This window comes from Scytonema sp. NUACC21, assembly GCF_054684315.1.
This window is the reverse complement of record NZ_BAAFZH010000024.1, coordinates 1-20,722: the sequence shown is the minus strand read 5'-3', so window position 1 is coordinate 20,722 and position 20,722 is coordinate 1. Positions and strand designations below refer to the sequence as shown.

Here is a 20,722-nt window from a genome sequence, read left to right as displayed (position 1 = left end):
TCGGGAAGACATTCTTAAACTTAATCTTGAATCTTTCATAATGGGTACACAACGTTTATCCACTATGCTATCATAAGTAGAAAGCCCAGCTTGCTGGAGTCACTGCCGGAGGGGTCCCCGGTACCGCGAGTGGAGTCTGCGTAAGACCGAATATCCATCAGGAAAAGGGGCAGCAGCCTGTGAAGCTCGAAGTCGGCACTTACCCGCAAGGGTAGTATTTGTATTTCACAATGACTATTCTAATCCAATGGGAACAACCTTGTAGCAGCGTTACAGCGTTACTATATAGGAGTTGCCTATTCGTATCTTAAACTCCCGAGGTTCATAACTTATGGAACTTACAGCTGACAATGTCGAAACAGTTTTAGATGAAATGCGTCCCTACTTAATATCTGATGGCGGCAATGTCGAACTTGTAGAACTTGATGGTCCGGTTGTCAAACTGCGCTTACAAGGTGCTTGCGGTTCCTGCCCTAGTTCCACTATGACTCTCAGAATGGGAATTGAACGCCGTCTCAAAGAAATGATTCCAGAAATTGCAGAAGTTGAACAAGTGTTGTAAAAGTTAGTAGTCAATAGTCAAGAGTCTAAAGTCAAAAGTCCATAGTAAGAGCGTTGATTGACTATTCACTATTGGCTATTGACAATTGGCTATTGACAATTGACTATTGACCTACCCTATGTCTCATCCCCTCTACGTCGCCTTTATTTGGCACCAACACCAGCCGCTGTACAAATCTCCAGACAACGGCGTTTCGCTATCTCGTTCCCAACAATACCGCTTACCCTGGGTGCGTTTGCACGGTACAAAGGACTATCTGGATTTAATCCTGCTTTTGGAACGCTATCCCAAGCTACACCAAACGGTGAATTTGGTACCATCTCTGATATTGCAGTTGGAAGATTATATTGCCGGTACTGCTTTTGACCCGTACCTGGAAGTGAGTCTGACACCAGATGAACAACTCACAGATTCACAGCGAGAATTCATTATACAGCACTTTTTTGATGCCAACCATCACAATTTGATTGACCCACATCCGCGCTATGCTCAGTTGTACTCTCAGCGACAAAACAAAGGAGCAAGTTGGTGTCTTGCTAATTGGACAACTCAAGATTATGGTGATTTATTAGCTTGGCATAATTTGGTGTGGATCGATCCGCTGTTTTGGGACGATCCGGAAATTGCAGGTTGGTTAAAGCAAGGTCGCAATTTCACTCTCAGCGATCGCCAACGAATTTACTCCAAACAGAGAGAAATCATTAGCAGAATCATACCCCAACACCAGAAAATGCAGGATACAGGGCAGTTGGAAGTAACAACCTCGCCCTACACTCACCCCATTCTGCCCTTGCTAGCTGACACCAACTCTGGTCGTGTCGCAGTCCCTCACATGATTTTGCCAGAGTATCGGTTTCAGTGGGCAGAAGACATCCCCCGTCACCTAAGAAAAGCTTGGGATTTATACGTAGAAAGATTTGGACGGACACCACGCGGTTTGTGGCCCTCAGAACAGTCAGTCAGCCCCGAAATACTACCGCACATTATTAACCAAGGTTTTCAATGGATTTGTTCCGATGAAGCTGTCCTGGGATGGACGCTAAAACACTTTTTCCATCGGGATGGGGCGGGTAATGTCCTAGAACCGGAGTTACTATACCAACCATATCGCCTCACAACAAGAGCAGGTGACCTGTCTATTGTATTCCGCGACCACAGATTATCAGACTTAATTGGCTTTACTTACGGTTCAATGCCCCCCAAACAAGCAGCAGCCGATTTAGTAGGACACTTGCAAGCCATTGCGCGAATGCAAAGGGACAGACAACCCGAACAGCCTTGGTTAGTGACCATTGCTTTGGATGGGGAGAATTGCTGGGAATTTTACCCTGAAGATGGTAAACCTTTCTTAGAGAATCTATACCAAAGTTTAAGTGACGAACCACATTTAGAACTTGTCACAGTTTCAGAGTTTATCGAAAAGTATCCGCCAAAAGCAACCATTCCTGCAGAAACCCTGCACAGTGGTTCTTGGGTAGACGGTAGCTTCACCACCTGGATTGGTGACCCTGCTATAAATCGCGCTTGGGACTCCCTAACCCAAGCCAGGGCGGGTTTGACACACATTTCATTCAAAGCGAGAAAGCGTTCGCTCACTGGTTCTAAATTTGTGCTATTTCCCTCAAACACTGCAGCTTGTAACATCATCCGCCGTTGGATAGCGTAGCGATCTTCCAACAACCTGTCCCAAACTTTCTCAGTGTCTTTAAACTCGTCTGGTGATTCAGTTAAAAACCCCAGATGACCTCCCACATTCACAGCTAATATCGGGATGCCAGCTGGGGCTAAATGTCGTGCGCCGGTTAAAACTGTCCCGTCACCACCAACTACCAATGCCATGTCTATTGGCTGTCCTGCAGAAGCCAAAAACACCGGGTAAGGGTTGTCTTTCGGTCCGCTTGGCCCCATTAAAACCTGGCATTGGCGACTTTCCAGTTGCTTTGCACAAATTTCTGCCCAACGTTTACTCTGGGGGTCTCGTGCTTTATAAGCAATAATTACCTGCTTAAGATCCACAAATTTACCACTTCAGGAGGTTGAACTGCTCCATATCGACAGTATCGCGGTTGCGATAAATGGCAAGTACAATTGCCAAACCAACCGCGGCTTCTGCTGCCGCTACGGTAATCACAAATACAGTGAATACCTGACCCTTAATTGCTGTTGGGTCTAGGAAGTTGGAAAACGCCATTAAATTCAAATTAACGGCATTGAGCAACAACTCGATAGACATCAGTACTCGTACAGCATTGCGGCTGTTAATTAAGCCATAAATACCGATGCAAAATAAAGCTGCTGCTAGTAATAAAAAGTACTGGATTTGCATGAATCTGGATACCCCTATTAATGGCTAACTGTTAGTTGTTAGTTGTTAGTTGTTAGTTGTTTGTTTTTGGTAATTCTAATAATTACTAACTACTAACCACTAACCATGAGACTACTGAATATTGCGGCTTGATTCGCCCACCGATACCAGTTCTCTGGGACGTTCAGGCAAAGTCAAAATGGTTTGCTCGGTTGGAGACATGGTCTGTTCTGGGAGATACTCTCGACGCGCTAAAATGATTGCGCCGACCATTGCCATTAATAGCAAGACAGAAGCTAGTTCAAAAGGCAGTAAGAAGTCGCTAAAGAAATGCTCACCAATTAAAACAATGGAGTTGTTTACAGGCTTAGCATTGGACAACGCCCAGGGAGTTGCCAATATCATCGTACTTAAAAGCGCAAATAACCCCAGACTCACGATCGCTGTTAGTGCTTTACGAATCCACGCAGTGGGGAAAGGCACAAAAGGTTGCCGTTTATTTACCAACATAATGGCAAACAAACTCAGCACGTTAACAGCACCAACATAGATGAGCAATTGTGCTGCTGCTACAAAGTCAGCATTCAGCAACAGGTAGATACCAGCAATGCTGGCAAATACACCTCCAAGCAAAAAGGCAGAATAGACAATGTTGTCTATCAAGACTACACCTAGTGCTGCCCCAAGCAACATCACCGTTAATATGCCAAAAGAAACAACTTGTACTCCTGCTGCTAGATTCACTTTTTTTGTCCTTTGTGATTTGTCCTTTGTGATTTGTCATTTGTCAAAAGTTCTTAGTTTTTTACTAATGACTAAGGACTAATGACTAATGACACTCATTTACTGTTCTTTTTCCACAAGGTCTTCTGGACGACTGCCTGCGCGGGGTGCATTTTCGGGCAAATCGTGGGGATCCATCACACCCTTGGGTAGGTAAACGAGTTCGCGCAATGGTGTCACCATTGGGTCAAGAGTTACCTTGTAAGGCAAACGACCTAACGCCACGTTGTCATAGTTCAATTCATGGCGGTCGTAGGTGGAAAGTTCGTAATCTTCTGTCATAGATAGGCAGTTGGTGGGGCAATACTCCACGCAGTTACCGCAGAAGATACAAACTCCGAAGTCGATGCTATAGTGTTTGAGCTTTTTCTTTTTACTTCCTTTGTCAAATTCCCAATCCACCACAGGTAGGTTAATGGGACACACTCGAACACAGACTTCGCACGCAATGCACTTGTCAAACTCAAAGTGAATCCTACCGCGAAACCGTTCACTAGGAATGAGTTTCTCGTAAGGGTACTGTACGGTTACCGGACGCCGCCGCATATGGTCAAAGGTTACGTATATGCCCATGTTGCTGGATCGCGTTCTCAATAATCAAATCGATCCATCCCGTGTTTTCACCCATCGCTTGCCCCTAGAGGAAGCTAAGCAGGGCTTTGAGCTTTTCAAGCACAAGAAAGATAACTGCGTCAAAGTTCTGCTGAAACCATAAAAGTTTGTTAGTGGTTAGTAGTTATTGGTTAGTAGTGATTGGAACTATTAACTACTAATTACTGGTTACTAACTAAGTTCAAACTGAATATTTTGGAGGAATTTTATGAACCGCTTGCGTCGCATTTTGACAGTATTTCTGGTAGGACTGACCTTCTTTGTTATGCAATCTTTTGGCTACGGTACACTACAAGCGCAAGCTGATGAAACCGTATCAAGCCCAGTGGGTATTTACTATAAGGCAGTCCCCGGAGAAGCTCGGAATGTTAACAGCACGGACAAGCTCAGAACTATTGATGATAACAATAATACGGGCAACAATACTGACAATATCAGAAATGACAACAAGCTTGTTGAAAATGCCAGAAGAGGCTTGAAAGAGACTGCTGATAATGTCCGCGAATCGGTTTCTCGGAACGTTAATGATACTGCCCGGAATGTTGGTAATAGCGTAACAACCCCAGAAGGTAACTATTACAAAGCAACACCTAATGAGGGTAATGCTGGCAATCCTTTGAAAGATGCTGCTGACAATGTCCGCGAAAAGCTCAATTTAGATGAACCCCTTCCTCGCAGCACAAAAGAGTTTCTACGCTCAACTGAAAAAAGAGTTGAAAATGCTGTTGAGCCAGTGACTCAAACTCCAGAAGGTTATTACCAAGTACCTCCTCGCGCTAGAAGCTAAGTAAGTAGTAAGTAGCTACTATGGGGAGTCGGGAAAATCACTCCTGGCTCCTCACTCCTTACTAATAACAAATAATTAATGACTAATGATTAAGGATTATTGACTATGAAAGCAGTTTGCTGGCATGGTGCCAATGAAGTACGAGTCGAGACGGTACCAGACCCAAAAATCTTAAATCCCCGTGATGCCATTATCAAAATTACTTCGACAGCAATCTGCGGTTCTGACTTACACCTTTACAATGGCTTCATCCCCACAATGGAAAAGGGTGACATCCTTGGTCATGAATTTATGGGGGAAGTCGTTGAAGTTGGTCATGCAGTCAAGAATGTGAAAGTTGGCGATCGCGTTGTTGTTCCCTTCACAATTTCTTGTGGAAACTGCTTTTTCTGCCAGAAGGATTTATGGTCGCTGTGCGACAATTCCAACCCCAATGGTTGGATGATAGAAAAGGTTATGGGTTATTCACCATCCGGTCTATTTGGCTACTCACATCTATTTGGTGGTTATGCTGGCGGTCAAGCAGAGTACGCTAGAGTACCATTTGCCGATGTAGGCTTGTTCAAAATTCCTGATGGATTAACGGATGAACAAGTCTTATTTTTAACTGATGTTTTTCCAACGGGTTATATGGCAGCGGAGAACTGCAACATCAAACCCGGTGATATTGTTGCCGTTTGGGGTTGCGGACCAGTTGGGCAATTTGCTATCAAAAGCGCTTATATGTTGGGTGCCGAGCGAGTGATTGCCATCGATCGCATTCCAGAACGCTTGCAAATGGCTGCATTGGAAGGCAAAGCCGAGGTCTTGAACTACGAAGAAGTGAATGCCGGTGAAGCCCTCAAAGAAATGACTGGCGGTCGCGGTCCCGATGCCGTCATTGATGCTGTTGGATTAGAAGCGCATGGTACGGATTTTATAGCGTTCCATGACCGAGTCAAGCAAGTGGTACGTCTAGAAACAGACAGACCGAGTGCATTAAGGCAAGTTATTCTCAGTTGTGGTAAAGGCGGTCATGTATCTATTCCTGGTGCTTATGGTGGCTTTATAGACAAAGTCCCAATGGGTGCTGCGATGAACAAAGGCTTGACATTCAAGTCAGGGCAAACTCACGTCCACAAGTACTTGCGCCCTTTACTTGAGCACATTCAAAATGGTGACATCGACCCAACATTTATCATCACCCACCGTTTGCCTTTAGAACAAGCACCCCACGGTTACGAAATTTTCAAGCACAAGAAGCCTTGGATGGAGTTCAACTTCTTTGGTCCTCACAAGATTGCTGCATCCTTGCGCGAAATCGCAGCTCGCTTTGATGAGAAGATCCAAGAAAACGCTGAGAAAGTCATCGCTAAATATACTCCGGTCATGAATGCCGTGCTCGAGAAGTATCGTCCTCGCCTCGAAGGCAAGACAGTGATGCTCTACGTTGGTGGCTTGCGCCCCCGTCACGTTGTTCCCGCGTTTGAAGATTTGGGCATCAAGGTTATTGGTACTGGCTACGAGTTCGCTCACAACGACGACTACAAGCGTACCACTGACTACGTTGATGGCGCTACCATCATTTACGATGACGTCACAGCATTCGAGTTTGAAGAGTTCGTCAAGCACATGAAGCCCGATTTGGTTGCTTCTGGTATTAAAGAGAAGTACGTATTCCAGAAGATGGGTCTGCCTTTCCGTCAAATGCACTCCTGGGATTACTCCGATTTAGCAATCGCACGTGAAAATCAGATTGGACAATATTCTTTTAAAGTAGAATAAAAGTAAGCCTAAATTTAGCCTAAATACAACTTTTCTTGCGCTCTAATAATAATATTCTTTGGATAACCCATAAGATAAAATGCTAATTTAGTCTACCTTTTAGGAGTCAATTAAATTTATATTAAAGAAAAAATGTAAAAAGCAAAACTTTTTGAGATGCTGATTTATTAGACTAAATATGAAAAAAATAGGCAAAGCGATCGCTACAAACTATATCATGTCCGGTTAAACACTTATGGAAAAATACCCCACCCGCCTAACGGCACCCTCCCCTTAGCAAGGGGAGGGTTGGGGAGGGGTAGAATTGGAAATTAATATGTCACCAGAAATTTACAAACCTACCGACGTACAACTCCAGCGCTGGGCTGAAAATGACGAATTAGAAAAATTCGCCTCTGCTGGTATCCTATCAGACTCAGAACAAGAACGATTAATTAACGCATTTTTTGACACCAATCACCTACACAATCATCTAGAAAAAGTACGCGCCAATAAGCAAGAACTGCTAAGAAAATTGGCATATCTCGAAGAGAGAGAACAATTACTCTTAGCTGAAATCAAGAGGCAAGAGGCATCTTCATCAAATATTCACCAAAATCAACATTAATTAGGTGAAACAGCACTACCAATTCTTACGGTTTCATTTGAAGAACAAAAGACATTAATGCCTCATTCCCCCACTCCCGAACAACTCCAACGTTGGGCAAAACTAGATGAATTAGAAGCCACAGCTTTTGCTGGTCGAGAAATTTCCCAACAAGAATTTAGTTCACTAGTACGGTCTGTACTAGATGGTAGCAATTTGCTTAAACATTTAGTAGAAATTAAAGAACGCCGGCAACAATTAATGAAGGAAGTAGCCGAACTTGAAGAGTATGAAAAATGGTTGGAAAGCTATATTCAAGAAACTTTAGGAAAGGATAAGAAACTTCCAAATTAACAAGGCTGTAGCTCTTGTAGAAAGATGAGCATAAAAGTTAGGTATTTTTCAGGTAAATGAAGTACATCCTAAAATTTCTTGTGGTCTGGTATCCTGGTATATATCAATTTCGATTCAAGTATCGAGAATCTGGTGAAGGTAGGGAAGAACTTTCTCGGTGGATGGAACCGACAATATTACAAAATCTCTGGACTGGAGAGGTACTGACTCCAGTTGTGGAGATTCGTTTAGTAGAGCCATAAATTAATTGAAGCCAGTCAGTAAATGTTAGATGAACTTTAGAGCAATGGTATTAAACCATGTTTCTAGAAGATCGACAAGACGTGAAAATTTGTAAATAGAGAGAGTAGCCAAGATGGCATCAAGTGAATTCAACAGTACCAATGCCGTTGAAGTAGATAGTATCCGCTTTGAAACTTTATTACTTGAACAAACGGTACGTCTTCCTAAGTACGGGGAAGAAACCCTTATTCAGTTTGGAGTTGGGATTACCAATCAAGCATCAATTCCTTATCGTTTTAATTTACCCCATATTTTGGTTCTTGCGTACTTAGCGTGCTAATTTTATTGAAAAATAAGCTTGAGCCCAATGCTAGCCAAGCATAACAGTCATTACTAAGGACTAAGGACTAATGACTAATGACTAATTTCACAGACTATCATGACTCAACCACTGGATTCTGATGTAAGAATAGAACGCGATTCGATGGGCGATCGCGCCATATCTAGTAGCGCTTACTACGGCATTCAAACATTGCGAGCGACAGAAAACTTTCCAATTAGTGGTATTAAGCCTTTACCTACTTACGTAGACGCTTGCGTAATTATCAAAAAAGCTACAGCTATTGTCAATGGCGAACTGGGCTGCATTCCTCAAGACATCAGTCAGGCAATTGTTCGGGCTGCGGATGAAGTACTAGCAGGGAAGTTCCGCGACCAATTTGTGGTAGATGTTTATCAAGCGGGTGCCGGTACTTCCCATCACATGAATGTGAATGAGGTGCTGGCGAATCGGGCGCTAGAAATTCTGGGAGAAGAAAAAGGCAATTACAAACGTGTTAGCCCTAACGATCATGTCAACTACGGGCAGTCTACCAACGATGTGATTCCTACAGCAATTCGTATTGGTGGCTTATTGGCATTATCCAGAACACTACATCCAGCTATCGAAAAAGCAATAGCAGCATTGGAGGAGAAAGCCGAAGAATTCCACGAAATTGTGAAATCCGGCAGAACCCATATGCAAGATGCAGTACCCGTGCGCTTGGGTGAGAACTTTCGTGCTTGGGCATATATCCTCACAGAACACCAAAACCGTATATACACAGCTTCTTCAGACTTAATGGTACTGGGTTTGGGAGGTAGTGCAGCAGGTACAGGGTTAAACACTCACCCCAAGTATCGAGCCAGTGTAGTACAACGTATTTCAGAAATCATTAACTTTCCCTTGGAACCCGCACCGCATCTTATGGCAGCAATGCAAAGCATGGCACCATTTGTCAGCGTTTCTGGTGCTTTACGTAATTTAGCTCAAGACCTGGTCAAAATATCTCATGACCTGCGATTAATGGATTCCGGACCAAAAACTGGCTTAAAAGAAATTCAGTTACCTCCAGTTCAACCGGGTTCCTCAATCATGCCAGGGAAGTACAATCCGGTCATGGCAGAAATGACATCAATGGTATGCTTTCAGGTGATGGGTTACGATAGTGCGATCGCCCTAGCTGCACAAGCCGGACAACTAGAACTAAACGTGATGATGCCCCTCATTGCCTATAACCTAATTCACAGTATCGAAATCCTTGGCAATACCATTGCTGCGTTAACCGAACGTTGCATACTTGGAATTACAGCCAATAGAGAACGTTGTTTAGCATACGCTGAAGGCAGTTTAGCCCTAGTAACGGCATTAAATCCCCACATTGGTTATTTGAATGCGGCGGCTGTTGCCAAAGAATCCTTGGAAACAGGTAAGTCACTACGACAGATAGTCTTGGAAAGAGGGTTAATGAGTGAAGAAGAATTGGCCAAAGTGTTAAACCTGGAACAAATGAGCGCAATTGTGCCTCTAACTATGCAGGACGGCGAGTCGGAATAGAGAAGAAAGAAGGAAGATAAAAGAAAGAATGTCTTCCTTCTTTACTCTTTCTTTTTCATCCTGAATTTAACTATGCAGATTCAAACACCTTCCGTTAGCTTAATTCGCGCAACTTCCTATGAAACTGAGGCACTACGGGAATCATTAGAAACGTTACTAGAACCGTTGGGAGGGATGACGGCGTTTGTGAAACCAGGGAACCGGGTTTTACTCAAACCCAATTTGCTAACAGGTGCGCGTCCCGGAAAAGAGTGTACGACTCGCCCAGAACTAGTTTACGCTGTTGCCAAAATGGTAATGGAAGCTGGTGGTAAGCCATTTTTAGGTGATAGCCCTGCTTTTGGCAGTGCCAGAGGAGTAGCGGTAGCAAATGGATATCTGCCCGTTTTAGAAGAACTCAATTTGCCCATCATCGATTTTCATGGAAGTCGTTACCAAACCGTCAGCCAAGAGTTTAACCACCTGCTGCTATGCAAAGAAGCGATGGAAGCAGATGTGGTGATTAACTTACCTAAGGTGAAATCTCATGTCCAGTTGGTACTCACCTTAGCGGTAAAAAACCTGTTTGGTTGCGTTCCAGGCAAGATGAAAGCCGGTGCGTCCGTTGGTTTGCAGTCCGAAAATTGTACCTCTGTCGTAGACTAAATTGAACTCTACGTATCTTCCCCGACGATAGAGTTGAAAATTTCGTTGGCGATCGCCGTATTCTGTCTTGTGCCGCCGTTCTACAATGGGCACATAGGCTGGTAAAAAGGCTTTACCACAATCTTGTACAAAAGCAAACAATTCTTCCCAACTACGTGGTGCCAATATACCTACGCGATCGCTATAAATCGCTGCTTCACTTTCTTTGTACGGACCGCGATATAAAGTCCCTTGTCCATCTTGATAATCAAAAAACAATCCGCCAACACCCCGTGTTTCTTGCCGATGCTTTAAGTAGAAATACTCGTCGCACCACCGTTTAAACACCGGATAATACTCTGGGTGGTGTTGATCGCAAGCCTGCTTAAATGCTTGGTGAAAATGATTCGCATCTTCAGCAAAAGGATAGTACGGAGTTAAATCCGCGCCACCACCGAACCACCACACTGGGCCTGCCTCAAAGTAGCGGTAATTGAGGTGAACGGTAGGGACGTAGGGATTGCGAGGGTGTAACACCATTGAAGTGCCTGTCGCATAAAAACCGTGTCCTGCTGCTTCTGGACGTTGGGCTAGGATAGAAGGCGGTAAGTGCGAACCCCAAACTTCAGAAAAATTTACACCACCTTGTTCAAAGATTGCGCCATCACGTAGAACCCGCGATCGCCCGCCACCTCCTTCTGGTCGTTCCCAGGCATCTTCGTGAAATGTTCCTACACCATCCAGTTCGGCTAACTTTTGAGAAATTTGGTCTTGCAAATCTTTCATGAACTGGCTGACTCTGGTTTTAGCGTCAGTTGGTGGGACTTGTGACGATTCTGCTGGCAAAGTTGGGGTTTGGGCGTTGGTCAACATAAACTCAAAAACCTAAATGAAAATTTCAGTGAAAGCAACAAAGTTGTTAGATGAAATTTAGCTCTGCAGACAACAGACGCCCTCAAACAGGCTAAAATTGCCCTGCATAGTTTTCTGATATAGTGCCATGCCATTTATACATTTGTTTGGCATGACTACAGTTTGTTATTTTGCCTCAAATAGGTGTATGCTTTGCTATTTGTTTATTTTTCTCAACTTATCTGTGTTTGTGTAAAGTTTAAATATTGTGCGAGTAATTACGAGAACCCTTTGTGGTAGAGCAGCAAAGACGGATGTTCGCTTCACCGTTGACACTTCTTCCTTCAGTTGACTTGCTATGCTTGTGTAAGTTTTGAGAAAGTTAAATTTAGGTGCAAACCTATAGATGTTGGCTGTGCCAGAGTTACCACTTTTAGCGTGTCGCGAGGAGGAAGAATAGGAGATGCTAGATTATTTATCCAAATTCATCCACCGCAAACGTCGTCGGTTTTGCATTTCTCTAGTGCGAACGTATCTAGAGATCAGTTCTGCTTCCGTGGATGAGCTATGGCTGAAAGTGGTTGATATAGCCGATGTTTCCTGGCACCCGCTGCTGAAAAGTACCAATGTTCCCTACGGATTGGTACCCAAGCCCGGTTTGATTTATCAAGCGGTAACGCGTTTGTCACCAATACCCATTCGCATTTTTGTAGAGCGTGTCAACCCTAGAGAGTTGCTAAGTATACGAGTACTAGCGATTCCTGGAGTAGAGGAACGGGTGACTTATAAAGTAGAGTCAACAGTGTGTGGCACCTGCGTGTCTTATTCCGTAACACTACGCGGTTGGTTATCACCCCTCATTTGGTCTTTCTCCCGTCCTTATGCCCATCGTGTAGCACGAGCCTTAGTTGAGGCAGTTGAAGGGGCAACATTACAAGCAGTGTCAGGAAAGAGAAAATCTATCAAAGATAGTTGTTTTGATTTTTAGTGAGTGGTGAGTAGTTAGTGGTTAGTAGCCAATAACTACTAGCTACTCAGTACTAACATTGTGCTAAAAAAGTTAAAATTTTCTATAGATAAGAATAACTTTTTGTGAAAAGTTGTTGCAAAATTAAGGCAAAAAACATTATGTATGATGTCCTCGATTCCCATTCAGTTCTTGAAGTGTTGCGACCAGTACAAGACCCAGAACATCTGCTGGCAAATATCCAATAACAGTAGGACACCCAGATTTCAGAATACCAGCTTTTTCTCTGGCAATATCGGCGATGGTAGGACCAAGTATCTGCCAGTGGTCGCGACTGATAGAAGTAATAATAGTAACAAGAGGATGAGAGGAAACGTTAGTCGCATCTAATCGTCCTCCCAGTCCAACCTCTATGACTGCCACATCAACCTGCTGTTGTGCGAAATACAACCAAGCCGCCGCAGTAACAACCTCAAACTGAGTTGGCGATTCTTCTTCTGGATTAATTGCCGCAATTACTTGTACCAATAATTGGTAAAATTCTTCAGAAGAAATTGGCTCTTCGTTAAGGCAAATACGTTCCGTCCAGTCAATTAAATGAGGTGAAATGTAGCGTCCGGTGCGATAACCTGCCTCAGTGAGGATAGAAGAAAGGTAGGCACAGACAGAACCTTTACCATTAGTCCCAGTGACATGAACAATCGGAACCCGATGGTGGGGGTTGCCAAGATTTGCCAGCAACTTAAAAACGGTGTCTAATCCGAGACGGACACCAAACTGATGAAATGGTTGTAAAAGAGAATCAATATCCACAAACGTTAATTGAGTAAACACCGAGTAGTACGTCAGAACTTCAATTTCTTTGAGAACTCAGGAATGCATTTGAGTAGGGTAGGCAATGCCCACCACTGTCAAATTGTCGGCAGTGCCTGCGTTTCGTTGTTAGCATTGAGGAGTATCCTTTGTCATTGTTTGTTGCTTGGGTATCAAATGGTGGGCGGTGCCCACCCTACAGTTGATTGTTAATTATCAAATGGTGCGCGGTGCCCACCCTACGGTTGATTGTTAATTATCAAATGGTGGGCACTGCCCACAAATGACACATGACAAAGGACAAAGGAAAAATGACAAACCGACTGTTCCCGTTGAGAAAAACAGTCGGCTTTATATTGTTCAATAATGAGTCTACTTTACGCTTCTCTGTTTAAAAAGGTTTGCAATTGTCTTAAAGCAGCGGCACCAATGTTAAAAGCAGCCCAGCTGGCAGCAACAACGATTGGTGCTAAAACGATGACCACGCGTAAATCAAGATCCATATTCAGAGTTCCTCTTTTAAGTAGAAATTAAAGTTTTATCAACTGCTCTCATCTTTATTTTTAGCTGAATTGGTCAACCTTTCTCAAATATTATGTAAAAAATCTTTACAAATTTTCTCATTAGTCATTTGTCATTGGTCATTTGTCCTTTGTCACTTGTGTTTCCTCTCCCTCACTCTCTTCCTCCCTCACTCCTTTCCCAGCATGAGCCAAAGCTAAATTTTTGTAAAGTTTTGCGTGTTCAATCAGGTCTGCTGCCTCAGAGTCAGAAATTTGGCGTACTACTTTCCCTGGAACACCCATAACGAGGGACAAAGGGGGTATATTCTTAGTAACGACAGCACCAGCTCCAATAATGCTGCCACTGCCTACCCGTACACCATTTAAAACGATCGCCCCAATTCCAATCAAACTACCACGTTCAATATAAGCGGAATGTACCACAGCACGATGTCCTACGGTAACATGATCTTCTAAGATCGTTGGCTTACCAGGATCGCCGTGCAATACCGCTCCATCTTGAATGTTGGTACATTCTCCAATTTCTATGCGTTCTACATCTCCCCTAACGACTGCTCCATACCATATGCTTACCCCGGCTCCGACTTTAACTGAACCTATAACAACTGCATTGGCTGCTATAAAAGCAGCTTGAGAAATATCAGGAGAAGACCAGTAGGATGCGATAGACACGGTAGAATATAAGTAAGGTACCCAGGAAACCTGGAGGAACTCCAACCTTAGTAGGTTGCAAAATTTAGGATATCACGGTGTACACCCTAAGATTAAGAGGTAGCACTTAATCAGTACCCAATGAGGTGGAGCAGAAGTGTAAAAAAAAACAGCGTTATAGGTAAATACAAAAATATGTTTTTAAGCACTTCATGATGAATCCAGGCTTGCAGTACCCTATATTTGGTCCCGAAATCCAGTGTCCCCACTGCCGCCAAACAATCCCGGCTATGACACTAAAATTAATTTACTTGCTACCTCCTTTTTCAGTTTCCTCAATTGCTTTCTGGGTTCTTTGATGGGGGTTAGTTTTTGGTTGCCAAGTTGGAAATAAGCCAATCATCCAGTTGTTAAGTGTCGTGCGCGTATTCAAGCTGGCAGAACTTAATGGTTTAGGAAGGAAACTGTCGCCAAAACCAACAAACACCAAAAACAGTATCAATATAAAGCCAGTAGCCGTCTTTCTATCCATAAAGTTTTTTCATCAAGTGATTAAGTCGGTAGGCAGAAATATCACTATATTGAGAGGCATTCGTCATGAGTCCTTTAATCTATACAAATGACAAAGGACAAAAGACAAAGAACAACCCCCATCAGTTAACTTCATTTGTACCGACCTACTAAACAGTCTTCCCAATTTTTGCCAATTTTGTTACAAAAGCTGTATTTGCAATATTTCAGGTTAAGTTATGAACCTACAGCAATTGGCGAGTATTGTTGCTATCTGCTTGCTGGTTTCCCCAATTTGGTTACAGTATCCCGTTAACTCCCAGCAACAAGATATCAAGCTCATACCCTTTTTTGACAACGAAGATAATCCAGTAACTGTTGATTTTCCTGAAGGACAACAGTTAGATATTTCTCCGCCACCTCCCAAACTAAATCCCTTTGACAAAGCCGTACTCAATGTTTGCGGTCCTATAGGGACTAAAGTCAGTGCCAATAAATTTAAAAGGTTGTTGTTGTATTACCCAGATGTACTGCAAAAACTTCAAAAAGTAACTGATGGTGAATTGCGTCCCGGTCGTAAAACAAAAGCACAATTTTTAGAAGATTTAACAGAGATTTGGTTTAAGCGTCGGGGTTTTGAACACATTTTTTGTGGAGAAATCTATAACGCCAATGATATCGGTGGCTTACATTTTTATGGTCGATATTTAGAGTTGCAAAATAAGGGAATTGGAGGGCGTTTTGTCAGTGAGAAAACTCGCGAAGAAGTTGTCCCCGGTGTTATATATACATTAGGAGTTATGATTAAACAAGGCAACCAGACTGTGACCGATGTCATTAAAGGGTATGGCTATTTGAGTAATGCTCAGGAAATGCTCCTAGATGTCACCAAAGTTTTTAAACTCCAAGGAGAGACCGATGGAGCTTGTATTTACAATGTACAAGACTCGGAAACAGGCAAATCTTTTCCCACAGTTTTTGTCAGGAAAGAAAATGCGATAATCACCTATTACACCGATGCCACTCCCAGTGGTAAAAAATGTAAATATTCTTAATTGTTTAACCTTTTAACTAAAAGTTAAATCACAGGATGTTTTAAAAGTGGTGTCTGAGATATCCTAAACTTTAGACTTTACTACTGCCACAAAAACCGCACACAGGCAAGCCAAATAATGACCATCGCACAGTTGGGAATGGGATTCTCCGGATACTGGGAACTGGGGCACTGTGGCGAGATATGCCAGAAGAGAACCTCATTTTTATTTACAAATGGCAATATATATGAGTGAAACATTTTCTCAAAATGAAAGCCGCCAAATGCTCAAATGGCTGAACCAGAATCGCCAAATGTTATTAGATTTATATCGAAATCAGTATATTGCTTACAATGCTAATGGCTTAATTGCTCACAGTGAAAACTTACGTGAAGTTTTAGAATTGGCAGAGAATTCAAAGCAATCCTTTGCGATTTATTTGGTTCCCCGTCGTACTGCTTCTATCCAAATTTTGCCTATCCGCTTTCTGACAAAGGACGAATGACGAATGACAAATGTATGGTTTTTTTGGGTGTTGTTCCTCAACCCAACCTACAAATAACAAAGGACAAATGACAAATGACAAATGTATGGTTTTGTTGGGTTTCGTTCCTCAACCCAACCTACGCTCGCCACTTTTTGGACAATTTTCATACGCAATTTTTGGTGGGCAATGCCCACCCTACATTAAATAAAATTAACCAATGACAAATGACAAATGACAAATGTTTGGTTTTGTTGGGTTTCGTTCCTCAACCCAACCTACGCTCGCCACTTTTTGGACAATTTTCATACGCAATTTTTGGTGGGCAAAGCACGGGCGAAAACCCCCCACCTCCCGCCAAAACGCCAGAACCATGACAAAGCAATACTTTCAGCGATTAAGTTATGAGCACGAGCCTGTTTGCTAAAGCCTGAAATGGACTTTTAAAACAGTCCCGCCAAAAATGGTCGTAGGAATGGCTCTAGAGTTAGCTTCGGTTGACCGCCCTTTCAAATAAGTGAAACCCGTTCGCGGGATTGAAACGAGCGATCTTGTCACGATTTTTACTAAGTTCCACGCGTCTTTCAAATAAGTGAAACCCGTTCGCGGGATTGAAACATAGAAACAGCAAAGCATCCTGAAACTGAAGTAGTAAGTGCTTTCAAATAAGTGAAACCCGTTCGCGGGATTGAAACCCGTCATAAAACTCCAACTGTTTATCATGTACGGCTTCTTTCAAATAAGTGAAACCCGTTCGCGGGATTGAAACGTTGAATATTACCGCCTAGTTGTTCGATAGCTTCCTCCTTTCAAATAAGTGAAACCCGTTCGCGGGATTGAAACCTTCTAGAGCCTTGCGTCGGCTCTCATAGCATTCTTTCAAATAAGTGAAACCCGTTCGCGGAATTGAAACGCAACTATTAAAAATGGTTGTATGTTGGTTCTCTTGCTTTCAAATCAGTGAAATCCGTTTGCGGGATTGAAACAGTTGTAGTGCGATCGCGATTGGAGCACTAGATCGAAAAAAGAGGTTTCTGGTCTATCAAGACAGCTGATTCTGGAAGTCAAGCCAAGGTAAAAACGAAAACGGAAATAGGGGCACTGAATGGTTGATGTTCACGCATTTGTAAAGTAATTATGAAGACCAGTTTCAATTTCCGAAACCAAGGTGACAAACGCTGTAGTCAAAAGCTAATCTGACTGTTATCCACTCCTTCCAGTCAAACAACTCAATAGACTCACAGACTCGCAGACGCGGTTACTTAACCGTGTCGTAGTGTTATATGCGTCAAAATCGCATTCTGTACGATCGCTGAACGCAACCCAGTATAATTCCAAAGCCTACCCGGTGGTTATGACAACAGAACTGGCAATCCATACCCGTGGACTGACTAAGCAATTTGACAGACACGTTGCTGTTAATAATATTGATTTAGAAATACAGTCGGGTGAAGTTTACGGGCTGATCGGTCCTAATGGCGCAGGTAAAACAACTCTTATCCGAATGTTGGCAGCTGCTGAAGAACCAACTACAGGTGAAATTTATATTAATGGCGATCGCTTGCTACGGGACAAAAGCAACCCCACTCTCAAACGACGCTTGGGTTACCTACCAGATGACTACCCTCTCTATGAAGAACTGACAGTCTGGGATTACCTAGATTACTTTGCCCGCCTCTATCGCCTGCGCGATCCCCGCCGTACCCAACGCCTGCACGAAGTTTTAGAACTCATTCAGTTAGGAAATAAGCGCAATAGCTTAATTTCTACCCTGTCAAGGGGGATGAAACAACGCTTGTGTTTGGCACGAACAATTATTCACGAACCCATTGTATTGCTTTTAGATGAGCCGGTTTCAGGTCTCGATCCAATTGCGAGGATGCAATTTCGTGAGATTGTAAAAGTCTTGCAAGAAGCAGGAATGACAATACTTATTTCCTCCCACGTCTTGAGCGATCTAGCAGAACTTTGTACCTCTGTGGGAATTATGGAACTGGGTTTTTTGGTAGAAAGTGCATCACTCCAACAACTCTACCAACGTCTTTCTCGCCAGCAAATTGTGATATCGACATTAGGAAAATTACAAGAACTTTTAGGCGAACTTAAAAATAATCCCTTAGTACAGGAATGGGAAACCATACCTGCAAAAAATAGCGTGCGCGTAAATTTTTCTGGTAAACAAGAAGATTCTGCAGACTTGTTGCGATCGCTAATCGTTGCCGGTATTCCCCTCACTGAATTTCACAGCACCCAAGAAGACCTAGAAACAATCTTTCTCAAATTGGGTCATAAGCAAGCGTCGTGATGGTCATTGGTCATTAGTCATTAGTCCTTGGTCATTAGTCCTTGGTCATTAGTCCTTAGTCATTAGTCCGGCAGGGCTAACGTCTAATCCGATCGAAACCCTATCTGGTTTGGGATATCGATTGAGATCGTTGCCTGAGGAGCGGCAGGACGATGAAGAGATGAGAAAAGACGGGAATGGCACTCTTCATTCCCAGTCTGACCATTACCAGCCTGATAGTACTAGCGGTATGGATGCTGACTATACCGCAGCAGTAGCAACGATTCAGCAGATGTGGCAAGGGTTTCAGGAGCGATTGCAGGAACAACTCGCAACGCTAGAGCAAGCGATCGCCCACCTTACAACAAACTCTCTCGACCCTAACCTGCGGCAGCACGCCCAAACTATTGCTCATCGGCTCTTTGGGAGGATTTGGCATTCCACACGCAGCAAAGCTTGCCCGTCAGATCGAACGTGTTCTAAACTATTACGTAGACGGGTCCCACAAAGAAAGCAACACTTTGCGCGAACGTTAGTCCACATATCTTCAGGTGGTGTACCAGGAGTCCAGCAGTGGGGACAAAATTTCAGAGATTGTGATGCAGAGATAATTTGAGCTATTGCAGAGGGAATTTTGATTTCTTTGTTAGTCTTTAAGTCAAGATAGGAAATAGTTCCAGACAAAAGTTCTTATTCGCTTTTTGGGACTCCTCCATGTCTAATGTGCATTTCATGTAACTAAGACCCGTCTGACTCTTTCCAAGACTCTAGCGGGAAAATCTGAGGGCTTTTTGAAGGAATTGTGCTAGATTCGCAGGAGTTGTTGAGTCGCGATCGCATCTTAATGAGCCTGTTCAACTACACTCTTCATCTATCTCATATCGATTCCGGCTGCGCCGGAATGATATAATCCCTTTGAAAATTCCTTGGGTGCAAAGCATAAAGTTATGCCTAAACGTATAAATTTAAAACCTCACTTTTCGGTAGAAGAGTTGTTTAGCTTTTACCGCCAAGCATCTGACCCAATTGAAAGAACACGCTATCAAATAATTTGGTTACTGGCACAAGGAAGGCTGACAGAAGACGTTGCCAAAGTAACAGGATATTGTCGTAACTCGATATATCGTTTAGTGCGCCGCTACAATACTCAGGGTTTGTTAGGAATGAAAGACAAACGTCACCAACATCCTGGTGGCCAGCCATTACTTAATGAAATACAACAAGCACAGCTGTTACAAACTTTACAAAACCCTCCTGCGGATGGTGGATTATGGAATAGTCGTAAAGTTGCAGATTGGATGAGTAATCTTCTTGACTATCCTGTAAGTATACTGTCGTCGCTGGGATTATTTGCGCTCGCTAGAGTTGCGCCTAAAAGTACCTCGTCCACAATACGATTTAAGCGATTCTTATATTCAAGAAGCTTGGAAAAAAAACTGAGTATAAGGGTGCAGCTTTCTTGAACAAGAATATCCAGAGGCGACAGTAGAAGTTTGGGAAATGGATGAACATCGTCTTGGGTTAAAACCTGTAATTAGAAGGGTTTGGGTAGCCCGTGGAGAGCAACCAATTGCCAATGTACATTGGCGCTATCAGTGGTTGTGGTTATATGGTTTTGTACATCCGGTGACTGGAGAAACTTATTTTTGGATTTTGCCGAAAGTAAACATCGACCTTTTCAATCAAGTATTAGCTGATTTTGCGAGAGAGTTTGATGTTGGTAAAGATAAGCACATTGTTTTAACGGTAGACCAAGCTGGTTGGCATACCAGCGAACAGGTTAAAATCCCACAAGGTCTACATCTAGAATTTATTCCTTCCCACTCTCCTGAATTACAACCTGCGGAGCGTTTGTGGCCTCTAGTAAATGAACCGATAGCAAATCGTTCATTTAAAGACCTTGACGAGTTAGAGGAAATACTATTTCAACATTGTCAAGTTCTTCTGAAACAACCTTCTTTAATAAAAGAGATTACACATTTTTATTGGTGGTCGAAAACTAGAAATATATCATTCCGGTGCAACCGGAATTGATATCACAAAAAATTCCGAGTTTATTTAGAATGAAAACTATGTAGCTTTCATATTTTGGATTTTATAAGCACTTAACCAGACACGATATTGGTAG

The 20,722-nt window shown here is 43.0% G+C and carries 21 protein-coding genes, 8 pseudogenes and 1 CRISPR repeat array; of the genes and pseudogenes, 20 read left to right on the top strand and 9 right to left on the bottom strand.

Annotated elements, in window-relative coordinates; translation table 11 throughout:
• Positions 1–331: 331 nt before the first annotated feature.
• Together ACYRY3_RS01870 and ACYRY3_RS01865 are read left to right on the top strand one after the other, a co-directional pair.
• Positions 332–562: a NifU family protein gene (locus tag ACYRY3_RS01870; protein ID WP_460200103.1), complete on the top strand. Its 231-nt coding sequence runs from the start codon at positions 332–334 to the stop codon at positions 560–562.
• 118 nt (positions 563–680) lie between these two features.
• Positions 681–2,120, top strand: a pseudogene (locus tag ACYRY3_RS01865) (glycoside hydrolase family 57 protein); the annotation flags it as partial.
• On the opposite strand, the pseudogene ACYRY3_RS01860 reads toward ACYRY3_RS01865, so the two are convergent.
• The 4 genes and pseudogenes from ACYRY3_RS01860 to ndhI form a co-directional block, all read right to left on the bottom strand.
• Positions 2,105–2,578 (bottom strand): annotated as a pseudogene (locus tag ACYRY3_RS01860) (NAD(+)/NADH kinase); the annotation flags it as partial. The pseudogenes ACYRY3_RS01865 and ACYRY3_RS01860 overlap by 16 nt on opposite strands.
• Positions 2,579–2,582: 4 nt before the next feature.
• Positions 2,583–2,888 carry an NADH-quinone oxidoreductase subunit NuoK gene (nuoK, locus tag ACYRY3_RS01855; RefSeq protein WP_460200102.1) on the bottom strand — a complete coding sequence of 102 codons (306 nt, stop codon included), beginning with the start codon at positions 2,886–2,888 and terminating at the stop codon, positions 2,583–2,585.
• A 111-nt stretch (positions 2,889–2,999) separates the two neighbouring features.
• Entirely contained in the window at positions 3,000–3,611 is a 612-nt protein-coding gene (locus tag ACYRY3_RS01850) for an NADH-quinone oxidoreductase subunit J (protein WP_460200100.1), read from the bottom strand.
• A gap of 99 nt (positions 3,612–3,710) precedes the next feature.
• A pseudogene (ndhI, locus tag ACYRY3_RS01845) lies at positions 3,711–4,220 on the bottom strand (NAD(P)H-quinone oxidoreductase subunit I); the annotation flags it as partial.
• Between ndhI and ACYRY3_RS01840 the strand changes: the two are divergent.
• From ACYRY3_RS01840 to ACYRY3_RS01800, 9 genes and pseudogenes are all read left to right on the top strand, one after another.
• A pseudogene (locus tag ACYRY3_RS01840) lies at positions 4,213–4,365 on the top strand (glutathione-dependent formaldehyde dehydrogenase); the annotation flags it as partial. The pseudogenes ndhI and ACYRY3_RS01840 overlap by 8 nt on opposite strands.
• A 105-nt stretch (positions 4,366–4,470) precedes the next feature.
• Positions 4,471–5,049 carry a hypothetical protein gene (locus ACYRY3_RS01835; protein ID WP_460200099.1) on the top strand — a complete coding sequence of 193 codons (579 nt, stop codon included), beginning with the start codon at positions 4,471–4,473 and terminating at the stop codon, positions 5,047–5,049.
• Between the two features lie 105 nt (positions 5,050–5,154).
• Positions 5,155–6,813, top strand: a complete 1,659-nt coding sequence (locus tag ACYRY3_RS01830; RefSeq protein WP_460200098.1) for a zinc-dependent alcohol dehydrogenase — start codon at positions 5,155–5,157, stop codon at positions 6,811–6,813.
• 316 nt (positions 6,814–7,129) lie between these two features.
• Positions 7,130–7,420 carry a hypothetical protein gene (locus ACYRY3_RS01825; RefSeq protein WP_460200096.1) on the top strand — a complete coding sequence of 97 codons (291 nt, stop codon included), beginning with the start codon at positions 7,130–7,132 and terminating at the stop codon, positions 7,418–7,420.
• Between the two features lie 57 nt (positions 7,421–7,477).
• A complete protein-coding gene (locus ACYRY3_RS01820) occupies positions 7,478–7,753 on the top strand; it encodes a hypothetical protein (RefSeq protein ID WP_460200095.1) in 276 nt (91 codons plus the stop codon).
• Positions 7,754–7,809: 56 nt separating this feature from the next.
• Positions 7,810–7,995 carry a hypothetical protein gene (locus tag ACYRY3_RS01815; RefSeq protein ID WP_460200094.1) on the top strand — a complete coding sequence of 62 codons (186 nt, stop codon included), beginning with the start codon at positions 7,810–7,812 and terminating at the stop codon, positions 7,993–7,995.
• A 113-nt stretch (positions 7,996–8,108) separates the two neighbouring features.
• The gene (locus ACYRY3_RS01810; protein WP_460200093.1) at positions 8,109–8,315 is read left to right on the top strand and encodes a hypothetical protein; all 207 of its coding nucleotides are present in this window, start codon (positions 8,109–8,111) and stop codon (positions 8,313–8,315) included.
• 99 nt (positions 8,316–8,414) lie between these two features.
• Complete coding sequence (locus ACYRY3_RS01805; protein ID WP_460200092.1) at positions 8,415–9,851, top strand: aspartate ammonia-lyase; 1,437 nt, start codon at positions 8,415–8,417, stop codon at positions 9,849–9,851.
• A gap of 72 nt (positions 9,852–9,923) precedes the next feature.
• Positions 9,924–10,445, top strand: a pseudogene (locus tag ACYRY3_RS01800) (DUF362 domain-containing protein); the annotation flags it as partial.
• Here the strand turns inward: ACYRY3_RS01800 and hemF are convergent.
• Positions 10,398–11,348: an oxygen-dependent coproporphyrinogen oxidase gene (gene hemF, locus ACYRY3_RS01795; RefSeq protein WP_460200091.1), complete on the bottom strand. Its 951-nt coding sequence runs from the start codon at positions 11,346–11,348 to the stop codon at positions 10,398–10,400. The pseudogene ACYRY3_RS01800 and the gene hemF sit on opposite strands and share 48 nt — an antisense overlap.
• 442 nt (positions 11,349–11,790) lie before the next feature.
• On the opposite strand from hemF, the gene ACYRY3_RS01790 reads away from it, so the two are divergent.
• Positions 11,791–12,315, top strand: coding sequence for an SRPBCC family protein (locus tag ACYRY3_RS01790; protein ID WP_460200090.1), 525 nt, complete (start codon positions 11,791–11,793; stop codon positions 12,313–12,315).
• A 204-nt stretch (positions 12,316–12,519) separates the two neighbouring features.
• On the opposite strand, the pseudogene ACYRY3_RS01785 reads toward ACYRY3_RS01790, so the two are convergent.
• The 3 genes and pseudogenes from ACYRY3_RS01785 to ACYRY3_RS01775 all read right to left on the bottom strand — a co-directional run.
• A pseudogene (locus ACYRY3_RS01785) lies at positions 12,520–13,107 on the bottom strand (bifunctional folylpolyglutamate synthase/dihydrofolate synthase); the annotation flags it as partial.
• A gap of 377 nt (positions 13,108–13,484) precedes the next feature.
• Positions 13,485–13,610 (bottom strand): photosystem II protein Y, encoded by a 126-nt coding sequence (locus ACYRY3_RS01780; protein ID WP_460200089.1) that lies wholly within the window; start codon positions 13,608–13,610, stop codon positions 13,485–13,487.
• 138 nt (positions 13,611–13,748) lie between these two features.
• Complete coding sequence (locus ACYRY3_RS01775) at positions 13,749–14,303, bottom strand: gamma carbonic anhydrase family protein (protein WP_460200088.1); 555 nt, start codon at positions 14,301–14,303, stop codon at positions 13,749–13,751.
• A gap of 191 nt (positions 14,304–14,494) precedes the next feature.
• On the opposite strand from ACYRY3_RS01775, the pseudogene ACYRY3_RS01770 reads away from it, so the two are divergent.
• Positions 14,495–14,602 (top strand): annotated as a pseudogene (locus ACYRY3_RS01770) (DUF2396 family protein); the annotation flags it as partial.
• Here ACYRY3_RS01770 and ACYRY3_RS01765 read toward each other — a convergent pair.
• Positions 14,590–14,814: a hypothetical protein gene (locus ACYRY3_RS01765; protein WP_460200087.1), complete on the bottom strand. Its 225-nt coding sequence runs from the start codon at positions 14,812–14,814 to the stop codon at positions 14,590–14,592. The pseudogene ACYRY3_RS01770 and the gene ACYRY3_RS01765 sit on opposite strands and share 13 nt — an antisense overlap.
• Positions 14,815–15,031: 217 nt before the next feature.
• Here ACYRY3_RS01765 and ACYRY3_RS01760 point away from each other — a divergent pair, with 217 nt between their 5' ends.
• The 7 genes and pseudogenes from ACYRY3_RS01760 to ACYRY3_RS01730 form a co-directional block, all read left to right on the top strand.
• Positions 15,032–15,847, top strand: coding sequence for an EndoU domain-containing protein (locus ACYRY3_RS01760; RefSeq protein ID WP_460200086.1), 816 nt, complete (start codon positions 15,032–15,034; stop codon positions 15,845–15,847).
• Positions 15,848–15,930: 83 nt separating this feature from the next.
• Positions 15,931–16,077 (top strand): hypothetical protein, encoded by a 147-nt coding sequence (locus ACYRY3_RS01755; protein ID WP_460200104.1) that lies wholly within the window; start codon positions 15,931–15,933, stop codon positions 16,075–16,077.
• Positions 16,074–16,331, top strand: coding sequence for a DUF5678 domain-containing protein (locus ACYRY3_RS01750; protein ID WP_460200085.1), 258 nt, complete (start codon positions 16,074–16,076; stop codon positions 16,329–16,331). Before ACYRY3_RS01755 ends, ACYRY3_RS01750 begins: the two co-directional genes overlap by 4 nt.
• Before the next feature lie 206 nt (positions 16,332–16,537).
• A complete protein-coding gene (locus tag ACYRY3_RS01745; RefSeq protein WP_460200084.1) occupies positions 16,538–16,687 on the top strand; it encodes a hypothetical protein in 150 nt (49 codons plus the stop codon).
• A 129-nt stretch (positions 16,688–16,816) separates the two neighbouring features.
• A CRISPR array of direct repeats spans positions 16,817–17,296; the repeat unit is 37 nt; unit sequence CTTTCAAATAAGTGAAACCCGTTCGCGGGATTGAAAC.
• Positions 17,297–17,664: 368 nt separating this feature from the next.
• On the top strand, positions 17,665–18,615 hold the full coding sequence (locus ACYRY3_RS01740; RefSeq protein WP_460200083.1) for an ABC transporter ATP-binding protein: 951 nt from the start codon (positions 17,665–17,667) through the stop codon (positions 18,613–18,615).
• Between the two features lie 160 nt (positions 18,616–18,775).
• On the top strand, positions 18,776–19,210 hold the full coding sequence (locus tag ACYRY3_RS01735) for a hypothetical protein (protein WP_460200082.1): 435 nt from the start codon (positions 18,776–18,778) through the stop codon (positions 19,208–19,210).
• A 331-nt stretch (positions 19,211–19,541) separates the two neighbouring features.
• Positions 19,542–20,547 (top strand): annotated as a pseudogene (locus tag ACYRY3_RS01730) (IS630 family transposase); the annotation flags it as partial.
• Positions 20,548–20,722: the final 175 nt, after the last annotated feature.